Below are 22775 nucleotides of genomic sequence, written 5' to 3'. Positions count from 1 at the left end.
TGGTTCTTATTTAGATAAATTAAGGAAAATATTTTCAAAGCGTTGCATCACTTCATCCACAGCATGGTTATTTTGATAATAAGCACGTGCATTAGCCGAATGCGCTAACCACAATGCTTTATCTGTGCATAGTTTTCTAATACCAGCAATCAGTTCATCTTTATTATCAGCAGGAAACCCAAGCTGTTTATCACGAATTAGATTATCGGGATCAAAAGTAGAAACGATAGGAAGCCCTTGACTCCATGCTTCAAGAAATGTGTTTGGGAAACCTTCATAGGCAGAAGAACAACAGAATACAGAGCTTGAACGATATAAAGCGGGCATATCGGCACGACCTACCATGCCAAGATAAGACACGTTTTCTAAGCTTTGCATTTTGCTTAATAAGGATCTTGAATAATCATCCTCTTCTAAAGGACTTCCCCCAACAACAAAATTAAACTCAGGTAATGATGTGGCAACCTCTAGTAAAAGCTCTAACCTTTTACACGGGTGGATCCTTGCCGCCCATAATACAGTCGGCTTACCTTCTTTAAACGCTAGTGGTTGATACTCATCGTCTCCGGGCCCAGGACAAGGCATCGGCATAACGGTTGACTGTAATTGGAATCCAGAAGAGAGCATGCCTACCTGTTTTTCCGTTTGCGATAAAATATAATCAGCATTACGCAAGCCATACCGATATAAAACACGTTCTCGTAGCTTTGTCATGACAGGCAGAGCAGGATCGGCATCAGCGTCACTGGCAAGCGAGTATAAAAAGGATTTATTGTTATGCTTACACCACATTGCTATCTGGCCGGTAATGTATTCACCACAGTTTTGATAATATACATCCGCATCAGCACGCTTCATCGCACTAATTAAACCACTCCAACGAGGATAGAAAAATCGTACCCCTGGTATACCAGCATCGCTTCGACAAATTTTAATAACTTGAATACCATCAATGACTTCATCTTCGCGATTACCATCAGACCAAGTGAGTAAAGAAACCTTATGCCCCTTTGCTGCAAGCCATTTTGCCATTAATGTGGTTTGACGCTCTACGCCACCAATAAAGCCATTATTGCCACCTTTAACCGCATCGTATGCAAAATGTGCAACCAGACATATGTTTAACATGATTATTTATAAACCTAAGCGTTTGAAAATTAAAAAGTAAAGAGGTACAAGTTCTAATAATTATCGATTGAGCAAATACAATAATTCAGACTCTGATTTATCAGAAGGGAAGTTAAAACGTTTTAACGTCATTAAATCATCCTTGAGACCACACAGCCCGACATCTGTAGAAAAAGCGGCTTTATAACCTATTTTTTCTACAAGATTAATAGCAACATCATTGTAATTCCCATTAGGATAACAAAAAAATTGACATTTTACTGCTAACTCCTGCTCTATGCGGACTTTTGATTGCTGTAATTGTGATGAAATATATTCTTCAGGAAGGCAGTTTAACCGCCAATGATCAACAGTATGACTTGCTACATCAATACGCTTGCTTTTCACCACATCTCTTAGTTGATCCCAAGCAACGATAGCAGACCAATCATCTTGTTCACATATCGTAGCGAGCGCCTTACCCGACTGTAGCTCAAGCTTTTCAGATAGTGCGTCAATCAATTGGTTCATCTTTATTTCATCACTGAATCTATTTTTACAGCCGTCACGAAACTGTTTATAGCTTTTTTTAAGGGATTGGCGAGAAGTCGCATCAAATTGATAAGTAATGCCACCATATGAAAAAGAAATGATCTCCCCCATATGTTGTTGTAATGCATAATCCAACCGATCTACCCAAAATGGTAACCTTGAATCAACATTGCCAGTGGTTAAAAATAATACAGGCTTGATAGAGAATTGCTCACAAATAGGCAAAGCAAATTTTAAGTTATTGCGGTAACCATCATCAAAAGTGATAAGCATTGCGTTATCAATCAATGCAAGCTTTCCAGACAGCATATCAACCGCTTGCTCAATAGTAACAAACTGATAATTCTTAGAAAGAAGCGTAAGTGTTCTTTTTAATTCACCGGGGGTTAATTGAGGCCGTAATGGAGTCCAGCTTGCTTTGTAATTTTCTTCCATCACACCGTGTAACATCAAGACGCAAATTTTATGGCGATTTTTATGGTGTAAAAAAGAGAGAAATCCAGTTCTCGATAAGAAAGTGGCTAGCATTTTTTTACAAAACCGCTTACTTTTCATCACAAGCTCCAATATACACAGGCCAAAGGCTAAACTGCAAAAATTTTTCAAAACTTATACTGAATAACATTATTTATTGTTTTCTAATAAGTGCTGATAATGCCCAAACACCGTATCAACATATGCCGATATCGAATATTTATGTAAACCTTTCTGCACATTATCGATGATTTGGGCCTTAAATGTCGGGTTAGACGCAAGTTCAAGAATTTTTTCAGCAAGCTCATTTGCATTTTCTCGCTCAAAGAGTAATCCACTTACACCATCTTCTATTACCTCCGGAATTCCACCAGTTGCAGTGGCGACACAAGGTAAACCAACAGCCATCGCCTCAACCAGCGCGGCAGGGGTGCCCTCTGACCGTGAAGGCAGTATAAAAATATCACTCGCTTTAAGTACTTCAGGTGTATCACTTCGATTACCTGCAATAATCACTTGTTCCTGTAAGCCATATCCAGCAATTTGAGCACTGATTTTTTGATAAAAGCTTTCTGATGTTTTCTTGCCAATTAATAATAATTTTGTATTTGGCATACGCTTATTAACAATAGCAAACGCATCAATAGCGACATCCCAACCTTTAATTTCGACAAAGTGACCTATAGCTGTAATAACAAAATCAGCATTAATAAATTTAAATTCATTTCTGACCGCTGAATGCTTAACTGAAAAGAAGCGTTCTAATGAAACAGGCACAGTCACAGTTGCCACTTTGTTTTTAAAGCCAACTTGCTCAATGACTTCATCACCTGCGCGTTTACTAATAGCGAGAATCCTACTCACACAATACGCAGTAACTCTGGTACTCAACATAAGTCGTTGCAAGCCTTTCGGATTAACGCCTTTTTCATAGTATGAAGACATCGACAATTTTGACCACAAAGTAACAGGCACCCGTGCTAATTTAGCCGCAATAAGTGGGCTAGTATGATCATTATAACAGTGAAAAATATCACATTTGATCTGTCGTAGAAGCTTGTAATTTCGAAGAATACTCGCAAAATCAAAATTCTTTTTAGATCTAGGTTGGTAAATGATTTTACACCCAGCCTTCAATATCGGAGCGATAAGGGTTTGATCGTCAGGCTGTTTAGATAGAATAAGCCAGTTATTCATACCATTCTCTGTACATTTCTCAATTAGCCTTAAATAACTCATCCATTTTGAGGTGGCAACTATTGGGCAACCTCCCCAATAATGAACGATATTCCTTCCTTTTTGCAATTTCTAACACCTTCTAATCCATGAATTAACTAATTGATTTAAAATAACACTTTAGCTTATGCCAACATCATTGCCATTCTTGCATTCTAGAGTATCTATCTACATCAGGTTTGAACGCTTAAAGAACATGGGATGAGCAAACTGAGAAGCATGGTAGCGCCAAAAATAATCAGCGTTCACACCTAAGTATGATGAAAAACCAAAGAAGTGCGATATATCCTTTAACCGCTAATAATTATATCAATATATAATAAAGTTGTTAACCTTTCCTTTACATATAAGTAAGAACTTTATTTTCCCTACGGCAATCAGGAATAAGAATATGAAAAGGTTTAAAAGATTAAATTACTAAGCTAATAAAACTAAATATTTTATTAACTAATTAGCGTTGAATACTTGCACTTAGGTATATAACAACCATAATTAATGATTATTTTTTACATACAAAAGTCATTAATTATTGTAAGACCCTTGGCATGACAAAGCCTTTCAGAACAACAAACTATTTTCACATGGAGTTAAAATGAATAGTTCATTTAGACATGTAGCGTATCTGCTACTCTCGTTCATAATCATCCCTTTTCATAGTACCGGGGCCTATACAATGCCAGTAGGCATACCTGCTCCCGATATAAATTTTGAGCAAGAGGCGCCGGCAAGGCCAAGCGACTGGAGTAAAGAGGTCCCTGGTTATTATTATATAGATCTCGTTAATGGCTCTTATTCCCCTAGTTTTGGTTCAGAGACAGCTCCGAGAAAAATGTTACCTCAACCAATTCCAGCAGGATCATACGTAGAAATAGCAGGAGACTATGACGTACCCGCAGGTGGTTTTACACGCATCATTGCGAATGGTACAAATTCTGAATGGGTTGCCAATACCTCAGGCCCAGTATGGATTACTAAAGCGAAAAACAAACCTGGCTCGTTTACTGGTCACAAAGTTGTTCTATGGGGTGAAAATGCTTTTTTAACAGATATGCTGTTTAAGGATAAATCATTATTACAAATCGGTTCACCTAGTAGCGGGTATGCGGCTAAAAACATTGTGGCGAGAAACAACGAAATTATTGGAGTGATAGATGGAGGAACTCTGTTATCAACGTCAGGAGGAAGTCCCGATTCAAAAGCAGAAAATATCATTTTTTATAATAATACAATTCATGATGCAGGAGACATAAACAGTTCATTCGACCAAGATGCGCACCTAATGACTGTATCAGGATACACTTCCAATGTTTGGATTCTAAAAAATACTGGATATAACGCATCTGGCTCTGGTTTACAGGTCAACGGTGCCCCTCCGAGGATAGCAACCCATAATGTTTATGTAGGAGATAATGAAATTTACAATGTAAGGCAAAGTGGCCTTTGGGTAAAGTTCGCGCAAAACGTGATTTTTTCAGGGAATTATATCCATAACATAGTGACCACTCCATGGTCTGTATCTAAAGGGATAGGGGCACAATATGAACCCGATGGCTTATGGATGATAAATAACCGCATTCATGATGTAGAGTATGGGATAAGAATAGCTAGCACCTATGATGTGGGTGAAACCATATTAAAAGTCTATACAGTTGGTAATATAATTTATAATGTTACTGCAGCTCCAGAGTCCACAATACAAGTAGGCTCAGAAAATAGCTGGCAAAGTGCGGCAATACATCTAGTCGGAGGACATGAACATTACATATATAATAATTTAATCTTTAATGTAGGCAATGGTATTACTACCTCTAGTCATAGCCATAAAACTCTTATTGAAAACAATATTATCTTCGATGTCATAAATGGTCACGCATCAGGAGAGAGTGGCTATAATATCTGGAGTGAAGGTAACAAAGGTACCGAAAAATTAATCGTAGATAACAATTTTTTAGGAGGAGGTTTCAAAGTTAAGCTCCACCACACAATATATGAAAGAACAGCTCTTTTAGATGCGGGTGGTCACTTAAATAATGTCACCAACCCAATTGCAGTTGATAGCACAGATATTGAGTCAATATTTAGTAGTTTAATGTCAAATCAAGACGTAAGTACACTGTTAAAAGACAAGGGTAAAAATAATAACTATTTTTTACAAACTAGCTTTAAAGAGATATTTCCGAATACTACAGGGCTGGATCGTGACATATTAAATAAAGAGCGCGAATTAGGTGCATCTATTGATATAGGCCCATTTGAGCAAGATGGTGCTAAGAATGAAGTAACCCCCCCCCAATCACCAACAAATGTACAGGTACTTATAACTCCACAATAATAACTAAAATATTTTAATATAAAGCACCAATACACTCATTTTTTGCAGTGTATTGGTTCACTTATCAAATATTTTATCTAAGTAGCCGAGTGATAATTTCGCATACCAAGGCCTCATATGATCAGAGTCTTTATAATAAAATTGATTATTCACATCACGTGTCCTACAAGTTTCCCTACATAAATAATCAATAGGATCAATGATGGTAACCCTATCTGATCTAATAATACTAGGTAAAACCTTATAATGTGTAGCGTATGACTCTTTGACTTTTTTAGTAGGTATTTCGCTATTTAAACTATGTCTTATTGATAATTTAGGATTAAATTCTTTCCCCCTTGGCTCCCCTAAAATTAAGAAAACATCCAGTGAGTTATCCTTCGTATATTCTAAAAACTCATTTAACTCGGCTATTCTGATATTGAGTTGCGCAGCCTTAAGTCGATCGTTCTCAGGTAGATATGAATCAAGTAAAAATAGTGAAGTGACTATTTTATCGAAATGAATTTCGGACAAAATATCTTTATATCCCTTAACATTAGAGCAATCTAAATTTGGCCTATAAGAGGGCAATAATAAACACCCCCCCTGTGTTAAATAATAAATATTATATTCTGTGTCAAGCTGTTCTACATATGGAAAAGTCTGCTCTATATGGCTAGCACCTAGAAAGAGTATATTTTTATTTGCTCTTCCTTTAATAAACCTAATATCATAGCCTTTAATTTCTAAATTTGGATCAGGGTACTCCCAATCAACCATTGCACTGCGAGCTGATGCATTTAAATTCTGATTCTCCTTACTTACTCTGCTATCAAGACCATTAGTTAGAAAAATAAAACTGCCAGCCACACCAACACTGATAATCATATAAAACGGCTTACACTTAAAATAACTCTTGAACCCTGTAAAGTTATTTTTAAATTTAAGGGTTTCTATATACTTATTACTTAAAAAACCGAGTAACACAGAAATTAATATACCTGCATAAATAAACAAGTTATTAAGAGAATAAAAATATATTCCCACTACTATTGGCCAATGCCATAAATAGATTGAATATGACCACGCACCTAACTTTTGAAAGGCAACATTAGATGTAATGGCACTATCATTTCGATGCGCGAGAATTACCAAACAAGAACCTAAAACAGGGATAAGGGACCAATATCCGGGCCAGGCAGTTTCCTTATTTATAGCTAGATATGAAAAGATAATAAGGGCAACCCCAAGCCACTCTATGAGCTTCTGCTTGAGATTATCAACATTTGACCATTTAACGGGATAAAGGTAGCAAACACCACCGATAACCATTTCCCATGCCCTAGCACTCAAAAGGTAATAAGAAGATGAAGGCCATTGTATGGTTGAATAAATACAAAAAATAAAACCAATTATTGCAGAAAGCAACACCAGCAACTTTAATAAGGCTAATGAAACAAGCTTTCTCATAAAAACTAACACTAATGGATATATTATGTAGAATTGCCATTCGACTGACAAAGACCAAGTATGTAATAGCCATTTCTCATATGAAGATACATCAAAATAACCATCTTCCATCCAATACAAAAAATTAGATAGGAAACTAATACTCCCCCCAATATGCTTACCTAACACCCTATAATCTATTGGTGTTAAATAAAAATATCCCCATACCAATAATACCAAGCAAAGTACAGCGAGAGGGGGAATGATCCTATTAGCACGTGCAATGTAAAAACGATAAATAGAAAAGTTTTTATTTTCTATTCCTCTAAAAATTATTCCCGTCATTAAATAACCAGAAATAACAAAAAAAACATCTACACCTGCAAAGCCACCAGGTAACCAAGTTGCATCAAAATGAAATAAGACAACAGCAATTACCGCAATAGCTCTTAATCCATTAATATCTTTCCTGAATTTCACAATTTATAACTCTTTAATCGCCACAATTATCTGCAAAATAATGGCTATGTTTCAACACGATAAGCTCTGTTTAAACGTCTATCAACGAACTAACTTTACCTTTCTTTTTCTTACCTCGCTCAATATAAACTCTGAGCAATATCCCAATAGCGACCCACATTCCAACAGCCCCCTCCCTTGGATAAAAGGTCTGGCTTCCTGTAGAGGCGATTAAAAATGCCAATAATAACGATAAAGCCATTCCTCCTGTCACTACATATATTTTTTCAGAGTCATCACGAAAGAGCGCCCAGGCATACTTTAATAAAATTAAGTAAAATAAAAACACAGGAAAGGCGCCGATAAACCCATTATCTTGTAACCACTCCAAATATGCATTATGCGGGTGGGGAAACATTTCAAACTCGCCATATTCAAATAATATTCTTAAAGTAATTCCCTCATTCTGAGTCGAGTTACGTCCATGACCAAAAAATGGAGCCTCTGTAATTGATTCCCAAACAAGTGGCCAAACATAAACTCTTCCAGAAGTCACTGTTGTTAAATCAACTTGTTCTTCCTCAAAATTTGCACTCGATTCCTCTATCGACTCCTCACTTGCAAAACCTTGTGTTAAACGTTCGATAGCAGAAGGCGCAAATGCCATTATTAAAGAAAATATAATAGGCGCTAATAATAAGTATTTTTTCCATTTAAATAGGCAGAATATTAAACCAAGGATAGCCCAGGTAGCATAACCAGTTCGGCCACCTGTTAATGCCATTGCAAGAAAAATAAACAGGCAACTAGGTATAATAAACAACCAATACTGGCGATTTGTAGCGAACTCTTTCAAGCAAAAGACTGCCCAAAATGCACCGCTCATCATCATCGATATATTTACTCGATGAAAACCAACACTCTTGGAAATGATCTTAAGGGCTTTACGTTGTAGTGCCTCTCCACCCATCGTTAAAGAACCTAACTTCATTGCTTTAACTACTTGTAAAGCTAGGAGTATGTACAAAAGAGCTAAAACTATAATAGCCATATTATATTGCTTGCGATTACGGCAACCATCAAAAATTATCAGTGCAGGCAACACCCATTTAAAACAATTTATTAGATACTCATTTATTGCTTTAGAGCCTAGGTATGCTTTACCACCAAGGTGAGCCACCAGCTCAAGAACCCCGTCGTGATAATTCAAATAACGAACCACACTCAAAATAATAAAAAAGGCGTACATAAAAAGTAATAAATTTAAAAAAGGGGGCATTTCCCAAGGGAGCTTTTGTTTTTTCCGGTTAATCAACCAAGACATAACTGTATTTAAAAAGAGAAAGTTCCAGTGATTTAAACCTGGTACACCTGCAACAGCTTTAGGCATATCAGGATGCTGAAAAATAGACATCAATAATACTAGCCAGCATGCGGTACGAAACCAATCTTTCCAAGCGTAGGCGCTTAAGTAAGCGATAAGTAGTGTTAACAAGGTAATACGAATCATCTATAACCTCATGATTGATTAATTAACATTACAATAGAAAATTGCATTAGCAACGCCTAATAACTAAAGGAGTTTTATGGGCTTTAGTTTTTTCCAATTTATCAGTGACAATAATGTTAATAATGACGGAATCTGGGATTTTTTTACGCGCACTTTTTAATAGTTCAGCTTGGTTCTCAGAATTAAAACCCGCCTCAGGAACAACATAAAGATTGACATGATCTAATTTATCTTGAACAAATTGCATCTGTACTACATTATCGATAAATTTAGGGATTTGGTTAATGCCAATTAGTTGCTGGCGATCTGGCCCCAATAGATACTCAGATGTCCTTCCTAATATCCCCTTAAAGGGCTTTACACCATAAGCAATTTCTTCTATCTGTTCTTTAGTTAACCCCTTTGGTAAAACCGCAAGGTCTCCCGTGCAATATCTTTGTACTGACATTGCATTATTATGCAACGAAGTACCGATCACCTCATAATAGTCATACTCATCTTCGCTATATTGGTAAGCCAATTCAATTCGAGAATAACCAGGCAAAAAGAAGTATTCATCTATTTCATAACTGTAAGCAAAAGCCATTCTTTCAGCTTGTCCAAAATAGTCACAAGTTTTACAGTTTAATATATTACTTACTCTCTTTCTGGACTGAGTAGTAAACACTTCTGATGATGTCACTAATAATGACACATTAAATGACAGCCCACTTTGAGAAACTAAATGAGTAAAAAATTCTATCGCACTAGGGTAAGCATAAATAACATCCGGCTTAAACTTTTCTAGTTCTTTTACATAATGATGTATCGTATTACTGTTCATGTGGTGTGCAGAAAGTTTTAGAATACGACCCTTTGCATTATATTTCCAAAACGGTGGATTATTATCATCTACTGCTTTTATTGAATCTCCCCTTAAGACAGCAATTTTTGATAGATCAGGTTCAATACCGTTATCACTATATATGCTATCAATAGCGGCCTGCTCCACAACAATTGATGGGAATGAACGATATAAGCGTAACGGTACTCCTGTAGAGCCTCCTGTTCCCGAAGGAATAGACAACTTATACCAAAACCCTAAAAACGCTTTAGGGTTTTCTTGGATAGATTTTTTATTAATGTAAGGCAGTACGCTTAAGCCCCCCTTATCCGCTTTAAACTGCTTAATATGATGAGTGCGTGATTTTAAGGTGCGTATTAACAACGATTCAACAGACTGCTTACGTTCAGTTAGAGGCATTGCTTTTAAATCTGAAAATAATTGTTTCGCTTTACTGTAGTAAAGCGGATTTCTACGGATAATTTTTTCAGCAAAAGAAAACTGCTTCATACTATCAAAACAATTTGCCATAAATTTAGTTAGTTGAAAGTTACTCAAAAATATTCCCTTTTTTAAATAGAGCGACCCACTGTTGCTGGACAACCGATAAATCGAAGCGATCCGTTGATTCGACGGCATGTTGTGAAAACTGTTCTAGTTTTTCTTTCGATTCAATTAATTCAATGATATGCGACGCAAAATCTTGCTTGCTGTGTTTCTCAATTAAATGACCGTTATAACCATCCTTTAACACATCCCCCAAGTCGCCTACATTTGGCACAATAGCAGGTAACCCAGCCTTTAGCCCTTCCAATAAGGATAAAGACAGCCCCTCGGTACGAGATGTTAAAATATACACCTTAGATTGGTGTAACCATGATAAGACGTCATCTTGATGTCCGGCAAACGTTATATTTTTTTGCATTCCACTTTTAGTGGCATAGTTTTGTAGTTCAGTAAAAAGGGGACCATCGCCAATAATTAATGCATTGCAGCTATGCCCTCTCTGATATATCTCAGCTATCACATCAATATACAGATCTACCTGTTTAATAGCTGATAGGCGAGCAGTTAAAACTATATCAAATGGCTTAGGTGACTCTGATGAGGGCGGGTAGAATTTAGATTTATCAATTGAGCCTGAAATAATATGAATACGTTCATTATTAACACCATTTTTCGCAAGAAAACTTTTAGCGCCTTTCCCCATCGTAATAATCGCAGTTGCATGAGCAATAATGTTGCAAATAGTCGAAGTTAAAAACTGATCTTTTTGCTCAATGAACTTAAAGTAGCTGTTTTCTGAAGCGCCTGTTTCTAGTGTTTCAGTTACCCCTCCACCACTGAAGTAGATTGAACGAGTACGTAGTATATTGGCAAATAAAATAGCAAAAGAGGCGTTAAACAGGATATGAAAGCCCCCCATATAATCAGGCTTAACTTTAACGGCGGTTGAAAAGAAACAGAGTAAACGTGCCAGCGTGTGTCCAATATATCTACAGGATAAATCGGATGGTGTTACAATAGTTAATCCATCAGCTTGATACTCTAAATGAGTAGAAACAATGTATACATGCTTCACTGATGGACAACTAACTAATGGCAAAAGGTGCGCATTAGCCCAATTTTTTGAATAGAAAGTCCCAGTTAAAACAACTACTTTTTGTTTTCTTTCTTTTCTTTTAGGTAACCATGAAAAAATAGTGATTAGCAACCAAAAGCTAAACATCATTAATTTACCTAGGTATAATTTTATTAAATACATAAAGAAAACCAAAAACCTTTATAGTGTGGGAAATGAAAGTGTTAGCCATGGAATAGACACGCTATGCATGCCTACTTCATCTGACTTATTTACCTGTAGCCCTTCAAGCTGAATACCATTAATAAACAAGCAAACATCTTTAGCATTACCAACTTCCCAAGTGAGTCCCTGTAACTCGGTTATCGCCAATGAGGTAGTAACAATAATGTGTAATGTTTCATTTTTTAACTCAGTATGAAATGTTATCTCTTGCTGTGCGCGCAAATAGCCCAACAATCGCCTGGTAGTAGCGGTCAATATTAAAGAGTTGCTTTGATAGTTAGCTAATAATTCAAATGCTTGTCGCGTATCATCACTAAAAGGGGCTTCAACAGAGTGCACTTTACCTAGGTGGCTATATAAAACACTGCAGCCTTGCTGTTGTACAAGTGCATCTAAAACAGGTTTAGTTAATACATGATGAATACCACGTGCTTGATCAAAGCAAGATACGCCCCCCCAAGCTGGGTTGCAACGCATAAATTCAGTGATTTCACTGCCATCTACAAGCGTTGTTTTTCTTAATACTTTATTGGCCTTATGCATCGCATATTTTTCATTACCTAGGCGAGCTAACCATCCTTTGATAAATTCAAGGGCAATGGTTTTTAAAGAAGCTTTGATATGACGTTTATTAAAGATGGCGCGATAACTTCTTTTGGCATTCTGCGCAGCACAGCTGGTTACCCGACCTTTCCAAATAAAAGGCAATGCACCACTTTTAACCGTTAAATCGCTATGGTAAGCGCTCTCGCCAATGATAGCGCCCTTACCTTGCATGATATCGTTATCTAAATTAGTTGGGGCTTGGGCGTGATCGACCCATACCTCTATTTTACGTTCATGTTGGCGAATTTCAGCCCAGCACTTCTCTATTTTTTCTCGAGAGTTAACAAAATCACCAAATGAGTGTAAACAATCAATATGCCCAGATTGAATCAAGGTTTGTATTTTTTCGCGACCATCATCATCAGTATTTGTATAAGAGAAATTATGCTCAGGCATATCAAAATAGAGAGTGTTGCCCACCTCTAATCCAACCCCCTTCCCAAGCAACGTCTCTTCTGAAGTATTTAAATATCGTGCAGTTTCAAAATAGATCTCTTTGTTAGGTGTTTCATCTAAATCACTGCAGATTGCCAACATCGCTTGATAGGGATAAGGATACTTCCTTAAACTAACATCCATATTTTATTAACCTCATTAAGTTAAAGTCCCTAAATCGATCACGCTTACCATTTAAATCGCCCTAGTATTTTCTGCTGTAGCTTTTCCGGCACTAAATAAATAAAGTAGATAATGAAGGTGAGAATGCCAGCCAACACAAAACTCACAAAGGCAGCCAACATTTGTTCAGCATCAAATGCTTGTCGAGACCAATAAATAAGACCTAAAAAGGGAGTGATATAAGCAAGTGGTTTCAATAGGCTACTAATGATATAGCTGAACCACGACAACTTTAACTCTTTACATGTATAAATAGGTACAATTAAGCCATAAACAATGTTCATTGGCACAACAAATAGCAACGCTGCAGTAGTTAACTCCCAATGCTCAACACCAGCAAAAAGAAGCCCGATGGCAAAAAGAACAAATACGGCAATAAAAGCAAAAAGAGAAATGCGCCCATGCTGATTCATCCCCATTAAAATGCGAATGGAGGTATCTTGCCCCATCGGTAATAACTGACCCAATGCGAGAATCATTACCAGAGAAGAAAGTGCATACTCACTCCCCATCCAATAATGTAAAATGACATCACCATAGATAAACAAGAAACCTAAACTGGGTAAAGCAAATGCAAAGCTCAAAGTGGTTGTGTTAATAAACAGCGCCTGTATCGCTTTAATATCGCCGGTACCCTGCATTGATCCAGTGGTTGGAGTCAGCATCAAGGTAAACTTGGCCATAAATGTTTTGACCTGTTTTGTTAATGCCATTGGGCGAGCAAAAATAGCTAATGCGGCGGGGCCAATAGTACTTACCAACATAATACTGATAGTTTGTAATAGAATAATAGGAGGTACATTTGATAGCATACTTTTAATACCAAAAATCAACATTTCTTTACAGCTAATGAAGTTGGCGAGACGCAGATTAAATTGAAATTCGTTGCATAATTTATTCACAAAAACAAAGCGTAACGTTTCAAATGTGATCGTCGAAATTAAATAACCGATTGCCATACCCGCGACACCCAGGTCGGTAAAATACAGGGCTATAAACATCAAAATCAATGAAAAAATGCTATCCCCGGCATGCAACGCATTATGAATATCCCAACGGTGATAACCGGTCAATAAACCACTTGCAGAGCCCGCTATCATTTGTACAGATACACTTAACCCTAAAAAGAGCACGACCCACTGCGCCATCTCCATATTCGCGTGTAATGCATCATCAAAATAGATAGGTAAAAGAAAATAAAATGATATTGTGCAAAATGCGGTCACACTGGAGAAAATCAATTGTACGAATACCGCCGAATTTGCCACTTTATTAAGCGCTTCGAAGTCACCGGCAGCACGGTGTTTTGCTATATAGCGGTTAAAGCAAGCGCCCATTCCTAGGCCAACTAGGCTTAAGTAACTCACAAAAGACCAGCCAAAATCCCAAATACCTAACAACTCTTGTCCAACTTTATCATCCACTAGCCGTGGCATAATAAAACCTGAGAAAATAAGTACGAATTGGCTTGCCCAACTTACCAATAAATTCCATGCAAAACGGTCTTGCCCAGTTAAATCATCTTTTTTTGCCTTGGTTACCTGTTGCGTCATTATTGTTTATTCCGTGTAACCAAGTTCGTGATGGCATTCACCTGCAACTTGATAGTACGTTGCTAAATCTTGCTCATCCAATTGTGTTTTCCAGCGGTCATCCAGTTGAATAACTTCAGAGTCATCTAAACGCATCCCATTGCCGACGACATGATGCTCTACTGTTTTAAAGTCCAAACGTTTTTTAGAAGCATCTACACCGATAAAGTCAAATATCTGATCTAGCGTTTTATCTGTTTCATTACAGATATCTTCATAGCGTACACGCATCCAATTTTTCTTAGGCATCGTGTTTAAAATAGCCTGTGTTTCTTTGTTACATTTCACCCACTCTTGTGCGCCAATTTCAACACCACGGTGATGCTCCTGTGTTTTTCCTGCTCCTCCACCGCGTAGTTTAGGATCTTTTGCATCGGCAAACTCAGAAGGATTTTTATATGCAAGCGATACACCTCGTCCATCTCGCACGATCCAAATAACTTTTACATCTAATTCGGGGTTTTGTAACAGGTACTTTAAACGGATACCGATTTTAGAAGAGTCAACCACTGTATCAACTCCCGCTTGCTCGGCGATTGAGCGAGCATAATCAGCATTACGTTTTTGTAAGTAAGGTAGTTGTTTTCTCCACACAGGAGATAAACTTAATAAGGAATCACGGATAAGTTCCATGAAAGGCGCACGAACTAAAGGACGAAGTAAACGTAACATATACGGAGTTGCGCCGGTACGGATATCAGTCCCAGCATCAGAGATACAAAAATCATGACCTTTACTCGCCATTTTCTCTGTTACCCCCTGCCAAAAGTGACACTGACCGACTAATGTTTTACAGGAGCATAGGTAACTATTTTTATCTCCGAGATTTATCGCTTTCAATTCACCGACACTGCACAAGTCTGGATGTGCGCCAAGTAACATCGCTGTCATTGTCGAACCGGAATGACTAGCTGCAGCTAAATAGACAAGTTTCTGTTTTTTCTGAGTCATGATTTTTTTACTATTTAGGATTTTGTTGGCTTGATCATTTCTTTAGCTAACATGCCAAGAAATAAAGTATTAGTAACTAAGTAACGCTTCCAAAGACGCCCAGGCTCCTGCAAAACGCGATATAGCCACTCCATCCCTAATTTTTGCCACATCAAAGGAGCACGTTGTACTTTTCCAGCAAAAACATCAAATGAGCCACCAACTCCATGTACTACCGGCACTTTCATGGTGGCGTTCCATTTAGCCATAAATTGCTCTTTTTTAGGAGAGGTAATAGCCACAAATAAAACGTCTGCTTTAGAGTCAGCAATACGTTGCGCGACACTCGGCTCCTGCTCTGCAGAAAAGTAACCATTTTGACGCCCAGCCACGACAACTCCTGGATAATGCTTCCCTATTTCAATTTCTATTTGATGCGAAATCTCTTCCGTTGCCCCCAAGCAAAAAACACGATAACCAAGCTGGCTTCCCTCTGCTAGAATTCCGTGCATTAAATCTATACCAGCAACACGTTCGGGTAACTTTTTACCTAATAACTTACTCGCCATTACCACTGCACTACCGTCAGCAAGAATCATATTGGATGAAGTCACATCTTCACCCAATGCGGGATTACGTTTCATATTGACGACTTTCGCAGCATTAAGCATACCGACATGTAAGGACTGTTTGTTAGTGATTGCTTGATGCACATTAGCTAATGCTTCTTTCATCGAGAGAGCGTGTATATTAATCCCAAAAAGCTGTATCGTTTTTTGTTGAACCTGAAGTTTAGGTAACGAATTACCGTCAATAGAGTCGATATCTGACACGCATTGCTCTCCTTTGCATACGTAAGCCCTCGTTCAAAAGGCGAAATGTCACTTTAGTAATAAAGTGTAATCTAAAATAAGGCGCGAACCATAGCAGTAACTGAACATTTTGTAAACGAGGCGCTTCATTTAGAGGCTGTTTTTTATACCTAAGATTGATAAAAAAACAATTTAAGAAAACCCAATGAAGCATACGTAAAACAACTGATTATTAGCGCATATAATGATTTTAATACCGAGGTAGTAACTAACCAATAATCACTTTATAATCGCATCTCAATGACAAGGAGTTGATTAGCAATGCACAAGACCGATTTTTTATTAAGCTTAGATTACGAACTGTTTTTTGGTAAAAAGCCAGGTAGTGTTCAACATTGTATGATTACACCAACACAAAAACTAATCTCTGTTTTAGATAAGTTTAACGCTAAAGTTAGCCTATTTGTTGACGTTGGTTTTTTAGTAAAACTCCGAGAGTATGGTCAGCAATACCCAGAACTCATAGAACAATATAAGCAAATTCAAACACAGCTACTAACCCTTTCCGAACAAGGGCATGATATTCAGTTACATATTCATCCCCATTGGTATGACAGCACTTATGATCATGAGGGATGGAAAATCACAACTGAGCGATACCGCCTTCATGATTTTTCGGAAAGAGAAGTTAACGATATTGTTAAAAGTTATAAAGAAGAGCTACAGCACTTTACTGTTCATGATATTTTTGCGTATCGCGCAGGTGGTTGGTGTATTCAACCCTTTGACAGACTACAATCTGCACTTGAAAATCACAACATTTGGCTAGACAGCACAGTATTTTCAGGTGGTCACTCCGATGACCCTACCCGTTACTTTAATTTCCATGCGCTTCCCCCGAAAGCACATTGGTCATTCTCAAACGATCCTTTGCTTGAAGATGAAAATGGCTTCTTTACTGAATTACCCATTAGTTCATTCAAAACTTCCCCTCTATTCTTTTGGAAGTTGGCTTTTAGGAAGAAATTCTCAGGGCAACAATTTAAACCTTTCGGGGATGGACAAGCAATGGTTGCGCATGGCAATTACTATATTGAACGATTAACAAAAACGACACATGGCCCAGTAATGATTGATGGCGCAAAAGCGGGTCAACTTCAACAAGCATTTATCACACATAAAAAGTCGACACCCCCAAAAGCTGTTTTCAATGTTATGGGGCACCCTAAAAGCCTCTGCGAGTTTTCATTAATAAAGCTTGAACAATTTTTAGAAAAAAATAACAACCTAAACTTCATCACTTTTCAAGATCTAAAGAACTTAAAAAATAATAACTTACACAGCATTTAGTTGTAGTCAGCATCAAGCAAATAGCAGAAGGCACATTTAAACACTGCAGCAGCATTTGCCTTCTTGTTGATATAAAAGCTATAATGGCATAAAAAATATATTATTTGTGAAGTGCGTTTACCCCAGATTTCCCACTCGTTTGAAACAATTGTAAATTGGAATTTTTAAATGGACTTTTATCAAAATACGGAGTTTAGTAACTTGTTACTAGGTTCTGTTGAAATCGCTTTAGCGATCGTAGTCTTCTTTAAAATACACATTACTCGAACTAAAATTAGCTTTCTCATCTATGCCCTCTGCGCTGTAGTTTGGCATATTAGCCTGCCTACTCAGCTTGATAGTTATTTAGTTAATAGCGCACAATTACTAATTATTGAAGCTTTGCGTTATTTAACACTCTTGCTAATGCTTTTATGCCTACTCATGCTTTCTCGAGGCACAAAATTACCTGCGCTATGGTCCACTACCTTATTTATCACCATACCTGTATTAATAATCTCATTTATCTATTCAATAATGACTCAAATTATTGCGCTTCCTTTTGCAAACTTCTGGTTATATAGCAAAATGGCTATCTGTTTATTAGGGATCATTATTTGCGAACAATTATTGCGCCACGACCATTCTAGTCGTATGGCAAAATTAATCGCACTCGCTGCTTTTACAATTTTTGCTTATGACATTCTAGTGTTCTCTAACCTACTTTTATTTGCTGAACACAATCAAGAGATATGGCATGCACGTGGTTTTGTAGCTTCGGCTACCTCTTTAATAATGGCATTAACTGTAATTTTTTATGCTCCACAATTACAACAACGAGGAAAGTTTAAGCTCTCTAACTCCGTTATTATTTTTAATACCAGCATTACATTAGTAGGGTTCTTTTTATTAATTATGGCTCTGTTAGGGTCTATTTTTAATTATCTACAAATTAGCTGGCTAAATGCATCGACTATCATGCTATATGTGCTCGCAATCTTTTCTATTATTGCCCTCTCATTTTCTGAAACAGCACGACTCACAGTGTTTGTTTGGATCAGTAAACACTTTTTTGCTCACAAATATGACTATAAACAACAGTGGATGAAATTAGATAAGCTACTCACTCAAGGCGGTAATAGCTATGAGAAATCTTTACGGGCGATGTTAACAATCTTTTCATGCCAAAGTGGTGCGGTTTGGATTAAAGGCCCACAATTTTATTCCATGGTTAATAGCATTAACCATGGGCCATTAGCCAATAATCCAATTCAAAATAACCACACGCCATTCATTGAACTACTCGAGAAACAGGAATGGATTTTTCAGCCGGCTTATAATAAAAATGAGATTGATAAAACAAACAATCAACATCTCCCAGAATGGTTAACATCATTTAAAGAGCCGTGGGTCATTGTGCCATTAAATAACGAACAAGAACTTATTGGTTTTATGCTTTTATCTGAGCAACGCGTTAAAACAGAGTTAATTTGGGAAGATTTAGATATGCTTAAATTAACAGGTCGGCAGATAGCGAGTTATATTAGCCACCAGCAAGCCCATGAGAAATTAATTCAAAATCAACAATTTGATATCTTTAATAAGATCACTGCATTTGCTATTCACGACATTAAAAATTTAATCGCGCAACAAGCCTTAGTAGTCAAAAATGCAGAAAAATATAAACATCACCCTGAATTTGTTGATGATGCGATTGATACCATCGCTAACTCCGTACAAAAAATGGATGCGCTATTAGTCAAGCTACAGGGGAAGCATCGTAATAGCAGTAACTTGGTTAATATTAATCATTTAATAGCACAAGCAATTGAAATGAATAAACACGCATCACCAATACCTACACTAAAAGCTTTTCAAGCAGATACGAGTTTAAATGTGGATGCGGACAAACTATTAATGGTGCTCAACCACCTAATAAAAAATGCACAGGATGCCACAGAAGATAATGGCCAGATAGATATAATATTGCGAACAGATAAAGAGGCTATTTGGCTTGAAGTAATGGATACAGGGGTAGGAATGAGTCAAGCGTTTATTAACAACAAGCTTTTTAAGCCTTTTGATAGTACCAAACAGGATAATGGGATGGGTTTAGGCGCCTATCAAATTAGAGAGATAATTCATTCATTAGAGGGGCAATTCTTTGTAGAAAGCACCTTAAATATAGGCAGTAAATTTTCAATTTATATTCCTAAAAATGCCAACACAATTTTAAATTAATCATACCGTCAGGGAGAGAGTACATATGAAAAATAAATTAATCATAATGTTAGCAGTAACATTATTATCGGCCTGTGCCAATAAACCAGAACATGTTACGCCATTTGAAGAAGATATTAGCGTAGCAGAATATCAAATTGGTAATGCTGATCAGCTTTATATTAGCGTATGGCAAAATCCAGAGCTTTCTCTCGCGGTCTCAGTACGACCTGACGGTCAAATATCAATGCCATTGATCGGCGATATACAAGCGAAAGATCTAGCTCCCGAAGCCCTTTCTAAAAATATAGCGAAAAAGCTCAATAAATATATCCGCTCTCCTAATGTCACTGTGATTGTGACGGCAGCAAATAGCGCTATTTATACTAACCGTATTCGAATTACAGGTGCCGTTAATAATCCTTTATCTATCCCCTTTTATAAAGATATTACTGTTCTAGATCTAGTCTTAGAAGCGGGTGGTTTGACTGAGTTTGCTAATGCAGATGATGCCATCCTATACCGTAAAACACCAAGTGGCATAGAGTCTTACCCTGTGTATATTCACGAAATTCTAGATAATGGTTCATTAGAGACGAACTATGAACTTCGCCCGTCAGATATTTTGATCATCCCAGAGAGTGTATTTTAGTCATGGAATTAAATGAAATTTTTAAGTATATCGGTGTTGTTTGGTATGAACTTTGTAAGCGCAAGTTTAAAGTTGCGCTGACCATTATCAGCATAAGCTTTGTTGTCATGATTGCGGGTATGTTTAGACCTTCGACTTTCACTACCTCTATCACTATTTTTGCCGATAATCAAAACATCATTAAACCATTGTTAGGCAGTAAAACCTCAGTTACAGGCATTAAGCAAAACAGAACAACGCAGGTACGTGACATTATCTATTCACCTCGTATATTAAATCAGGTGATTGACGATATTTATGGTAAAGATGCATTCCCAAATGCACAGGCTAAAGATTTAAAAATGGGGCAATTACGTAACAACCTCACTATTGACGGTAAGTCGAAAAACTACATTCAGATCAGTTATAAAGATACCAATGCAGATAGAACTTTTACCACTATCAATAAAGTGGTGAGTCTATTTATAGAAGATAGCGCCAACTCAAAACGTAAAGAAAGTAGGAACGCTTATAACTTTATTGAGCAACAAACGGCATCGTATAAAACCTTGTTACTCGCCGCAGAATCGAAATTAAAAGAATTTCAATCGAATAATTTTGATGGTACAGAGGAGCAAGTAAGTGCTCGTATTGCTTCATTGCGTAGCTCAATTGAAGAGATGAACATATTGATCGAAGAGGGTGATACACGTATTTGGTCTTTAAAATCTCAGTTATCTAAAGAGAGCCGTTTTGCTAGTAGTGATTTTGAAGCTTCTATTTACCATACGCAATTAAAAGAGCTACAACAGAAAAAAGCAACCTTACAATTAAGCTATCAAGATGACTACCCAGCAATTATTGAGCTGACCTATCAAATTGCAGATCTCCAAGAAAATATCCGTGAGGTAAATAAGAAAGAGAAGCCAGCTAAATCGATTGATTCTGACTTTAACCCTCTCTATAAAGAGTTACGAAGTAAGTTATCTGCGGCTCGCGTTGAACAACGGACTTTGAATAATAGATTAAAAGCATTTAATTCACTATTAGATGAAGCCTATGAACGTCGTAAGCGTATTGCTAACAATAAAGCAGAGCTATCGGAACTCACTCGAGACTACAGCGTATTTCAAGCGCAGTATGAAGATATGCTCGCGAAAAAAGAGCAAGCAAGAATATCCATGGTATTAGATATTCAAGGCCAAGGGGTTAACTTTAAAATACAAGAAGCGGCCACTTATCCTAATGCACCAACAGGCTTTCGTTTTATCCACTTTTTATTGGCAGGCCCAATCTTAGCAATTGGATTTATCTTAGCTATCTTTGCGGGTAAAATTCTATTAGATGGACGCATTCGTTTTGCCGATCAACTTACTAACATGGAGAGCATCTCTATCTTAGCCAGTTTACCACGTGCAATTACCAGCCAAGAAAAAAGAAAGCGCCGAATTAGCAACATTCTCCTTTTAGCTTTAATTGTTGTTGCCATGCTCGCCTATGCAGGCTTTGCCATCAGACATAAATACGGACTTTCATTAACACAAATTATCGAATTAGGAGGGTTGTAATATGTCTACGCCTGAATATGAACCAAAGACAGCAACACCAGAAAAACCAATACAGAATGCGATTAAAAAAATGTCTGAAACGTCTCTATTCTCTCCACGAGAATTAGATGAGCGAAAAATTATTTATCCTGGCATTGATGATTCAAATACACTTAATGCATATCGTGAGTTACGCACTAATTTATTAAAAAAAACAGACCACAAAAACTTTATCTGCATGGTAACTAGTATTCGTTCCGGAGCAGGTACAAGCCATGTCGCGATGAACCTAGCTGCAAGTATCGCTTTAGATCAAAATAAAACAGCATTAGTTGTCGATTGTAATATATACGACCCGACGATTGAATCTTATCTAAAAACGCCCCCCACATTAGGGCTTACTAACTTTCTTGAAAATGATACCGATGCTATCACCGATATCATTTATCCTTCTGGTATTCCTCGTGTGCGAATTATTCCAGTCGGTAATAACGTCATTAACGCAGCCGAGCATTTCTCCTCTGAACATATGGATTCATTCATGCATTCAGTGAAAGAGCGTTATCCTGATCGGTTTATTATTTTGGACACGCCACCAATAGGCTTGTATGCAGAAAGCCAAATATTGGCGTCTATTTGTGATTTTGCCATTTTAGTTGTGGGTTATGGAAAATCCAATAATGCACAGACACAAGCCGGCATTGATACCATTGGTAAAGATAAGCTCGCTGGCATTGTCTTTAATAATCAATAGTAGAG

General features: G+C 37.3%; 17 protein-coding genes. 6 read left to right on the top strand and 11 right to left on the bottom strand.

The annotated features are described in order from the left end of the window. Positions 1 to 6: 6 nt before the first annotated feature. The 3 genes from CW745_RS08870 to CW745_RS08860 all read right to left on the bottom strand — a co-directional run bounded on the left by CW745_RS08870 (position 7) and on the right by CW745_RS08860 (position 3330). Complete coding sequence (locus CW745_RS08870; protein WP_101108298.1) at positions 7 to 1128, bottom strand: glycosyltransferase family 4 protein; 1122 nt, start codon at positions 1126 to 1128, stop codon at positions 7 to 9. A gap of 60 nt (positions 1129 to 1188) precedes the next feature. Continuing rightward, positions 1189 to 2214 carry a polysaccharide deacetylase family protein gene (locus tag CW745_RS08865; RefSeq protein ID WP_101108297.1) on the bottom strand — a complete coding sequence of 342 codons (1026 nt, stop codon included), beginning with the start codon at positions 2212 to 2214 and terminating at the stop codon, positions 1189 to 1191. Between the two features lie 69 nt (positions 2215 to 2283). Further along, positions 2284 to 3330, bottom strand: coding sequence for a glycosyltransferase (locus CW745_RS08860; RefSeq protein ID WP_193755570.1), 1047 nt, complete (start codon positions 3328 to 3330; stop codon positions 2284 to 2286). Between the two features lie 631 nt (positions 3331 to 3961). Between CW745_RS08860 and CW745_RS08855 the strand changes: the two genes are divergently transcribed. Next, positions 3962 to 5701: a right-handed parallel beta-helix repeat-containing protein gene (locus CW745_RS08855; protein WP_101108295.1), complete on the top strand. Its 1740-nt coding sequence runs from the start codon at positions 3962 to 3964 to the stop codon at positions 5699 to 5701. Positions 5702 to 5758: 57 nt separating this feature from the next. Here the strand turns inward: CW745_RS08855 and CW745_RS08850 are convergent, their stop codons facing one another. The 8 genes from CW745_RS08850 to CW745_RS08815 all read right to left on the bottom strand — a co-directional run bounded on the left by CW745_RS08850 (position 5759) and on the right by CW745_RS08815 (position 16310). Continuing rightward, entirely contained in the window at positions 5759 to 7612 is a 1854-nt protein-coding gene (locus tag CW745_RS08850; protein WP_101108294.1) for an acyltransferase family protein, read from the bottom strand. Between the two features lie 70 nt (positions 7613 to 7682). After that, the gene (locus tag CW745_RS08845; protein WP_101108293.1) at positions 7683 to 9101 is read right to left on the bottom strand and encodes an O-antigen ligase family protein; all 1419 of its coding nucleotides are present in this window, start codon (positions 9099 to 9101) and stop codon (positions 7683 to 7685) included. Positions 9102 to 9147: 46 nt separating this feature from the next. Then, on the bottom strand, positions 9148 to 10482 hold the full coding sequence (locus tag CW745_RS08840) for a hypothetical protein (protein WP_101108292.1): 1335 nt from the start codon (positions 10480 to 10482) through the stop codon (positions 9148 to 9150). Continuing rightward, on the bottom strand, positions 10475 to 11656 hold the full coding sequence (locus CW745_RS08835; protein ID WP_238596764.1) for a glycosyltransferase family 4 protein: 1182 nt from the start codon (positions 11654 to 11656) through the stop codon (positions 10475 to 10477). The genes CW745_RS08840 and CW745_RS08835 overlap by 8 nt, the downstream gene beginning before the upstream one ends. 51 nt (positions 11657 to 11707) lie before the next feature. Beyond that, entirely contained in the window at positions 11708 to 12916 is a 1209-nt protein-coding gene (locus CW745_RS08830; RefSeq protein ID WP_101108290.1) for a hypothetical protein, read from the bottom strand. A 44-nt stretch (positions 12917 to 12960) separates the two neighbouring features. After that, complete coding sequence (locus CW745_RS08825) at positions 12961 to 14508, bottom strand: MATE family efflux transporter (protein WP_101108289.1); 1548 nt, start codon at positions 14506 to 14508, stop codon at positions 12961 to 12963. Between the two features lie 6 nt (positions 14509 to 14514). Beyond that, positions 14515 to 15498, bottom strand: a complete 984-nt coding sequence (locus CW745_RS08820; protein WP_101108288.1) for a sulfotransferase — start codon at positions 15496 to 15498, stop codon at positions 14515 to 14517. Positions 15499 to 15512: 14 nt separating this feature from the next. Continuing rightward, positions 15513 to 16310 carry a WecB/TagA/CpsF family glycosyltransferase gene (locus CW745_RS08815; RefSeq protein ID WP_101108287.1) on the bottom strand — a complete coding sequence of 266 codons (798 nt, stop codon included), beginning with the start codon at positions 16308 to 16310 and terminating at the stop codon, positions 15513 to 15515. A 300-nt stretch (positions 16311 to 16610) separates the two neighbouring features. On the opposite strand from CW745_RS08815, the gene CW745_RS08810 reads away from it, so the two are divergent. The 5 genes from CW745_RS08810 (at position 16611) to CW745_RS08790 (ending at position 22770) form a co-directional block, all read left to right on the top strand. After that, positions 16611 to 17639 carry a hypothetical protein gene (locus tag CW745_RS08810; RefSeq protein WP_101108286.1) on the top strand — a complete coding sequence of 343 codons (1029 nt, stop codon included), beginning with the start codon at positions 16611 to 16613 and terminating at the stop codon, positions 17637 to 17639. A gap of 168 nt (positions 17640 to 17807) precedes the next feature. Next, positions 17808 to 19859 carry an XrtA/PEP-CTERM system histidine kinase PrsK gene (gene prsK, locus CW745_RS08805; RefSeq protein WP_101108285.1) on the top strand — a complete coding sequence of 684 codons (2052 nt, stop codon included), beginning with the start codon at positions 17808 to 17810 and terminating at the stop codon, positions 19857 to 19859. 25 nt (positions 19860 to 19884) lie between these two features. Then, positions 19885 to 20490: an XrtA/PEP-CTERM system exopolysaccharide export protein gene (locus CW745_RS08800; RefSeq protein ID WP_101108284.1), complete on the top strand. Its 606-nt coding sequence runs from the start codon at positions 19885 to 19887 to the stop codon at positions 20488 to 20490. Positions 20491 to 20492: 2 nt separating this feature from the next. Further along, on the top strand, positions 20493 to 22037 hold the full coding sequence (locus CW745_RS08795) for a chain length-determining protein (protein WP_101108283.1): 1545 nt from the start codon (positions 20493 to 20495) through the stop codon (positions 22035 to 22037). 1 nt (position 22038) lies between these two features. Beyond that, positions 22039 to 22770, top strand: a complete 732-nt coding sequence (locus CW745_RS08790; protein WP_101108282.1) for a polysaccharide biosynthesis protein — start codon at positions 22039 to 22041, stop codon at positions 22768 to 22770. Positions 22771 to 22775: the final 5 nt, after the last annotated feature.

This window comes from Psychromonas sp. psych-6C06 (assembly GCF_002835465.1).
Taxonomy (GTDB): domain Bacteria; phylum Pseudomonadota; class Gammaproteobacteria; order Enterobacterales; family Psychromonadaceae; genus Psychromonas.
The sequence above is the reverse complement of the archived record's forward strand: the minus strand, read 5'-3'. Positions and strand labels throughout refer to the sequence as shown.

Excerpts from the sequence above, each read along its gene's own strand:
- CW745_RS08830 (WP_101108290.1), bottom strand. The coding sequence starts at position 12,916 with ATGGATGTTAGTTTAAGGAAGTATCCTTATCCCTATCAAGCGATGTTG.
- CW745_RS08790 (WP_101108282.1), top strand. The coding sequence starts at position 22,039 with ATGTCTACGCCTGAATATGAACCAAAGACAGCAACACCAGAAAAACCA.
- CW745_RS08800 (WP_101108284.1), top strand. The coding sequence starts at position 19,885 with ATGAAAAATAAATTAATCATAATGTTAGCAGTAACATTATTATCGGCC.
- CW745_RS08855 (WP_101108295.1), top strand. The coding sequence starts at position 3,962 with ATGAATAGTTCATTTAGACATGTAGCGTATCTGCTACTCTCGTTCATA.
- CW745_RS08810 (WP_101108286.1), top strand. The coding sequence starts at position 16,611 with ATGCACAAGACCGATTTTTTATTAAGCTTAGATTACGAACTGTTTTTT.
- CW745_RS08835 (WP_238596764.1), bottom strand. The coding sequence starts at position 11,656 with ATGATGTTTAGCTTTTGGTTGCTAATCACTATTTTTTCATGGTTACCT.
- CW745_RS08845 (WP_101108293.1), bottom strand. The coding sequence starts at position 9,101 with ATGATTCGTATTACCTTGTTAACACTACTTATCGCTTACTTAAGCGCC.
- prsK (WP_101108285.1), top strand. The coding sequence starts at position 17,808 with ATGGACTTTTATCAAAATACGGAGTTTAGTAACTTGTTACTAGGTTCT.
- CW745_RS08865 (WP_101108297.1), bottom strand. The coding sequence starts at position 2,214 with ATGAAAAGTAAGCGGTTTTGTAAAAAAATGCTAGCCACTTTCTTATCG.
- CW745_RS08825 (WP_101108289.1), bottom strand. The coding sequence starts at position 14,508 with ATGACGCAACAGGTAACCAAGGCAAAAAAAGATGATTTAACTGGGCAA.
- CW745_RS08860 (WP_193755570.1), bottom strand. The coding sequence starts at position 3,330 with ATGAATAACTGGCTTATTCTATCTAAACAGCCTGACGATCAAACCCTT.
- CW745_RS08795 (WP_101108283.1), top strand. The coding sequence starts at position 20,493 with ATGGAATTAAATGAAATTTTTAAGTATATCGGTGTTGTTTGGTATGAA.
- CW745_RS08820 (WP_101108288.1), bottom strand. The coding sequence starts at position 15,498 with ATGACTCAGAAAAAACAGAAACTTGTCTATTTAGCTGCAGCTAGTCAT.
- CW745_RS08870 (WP_101108298.1), bottom strand. The coding sequence starts at position 1,128 with ATGTTAAACATATGTCTGGTTGCACATTTTGCATACGATGCGGTTAAA.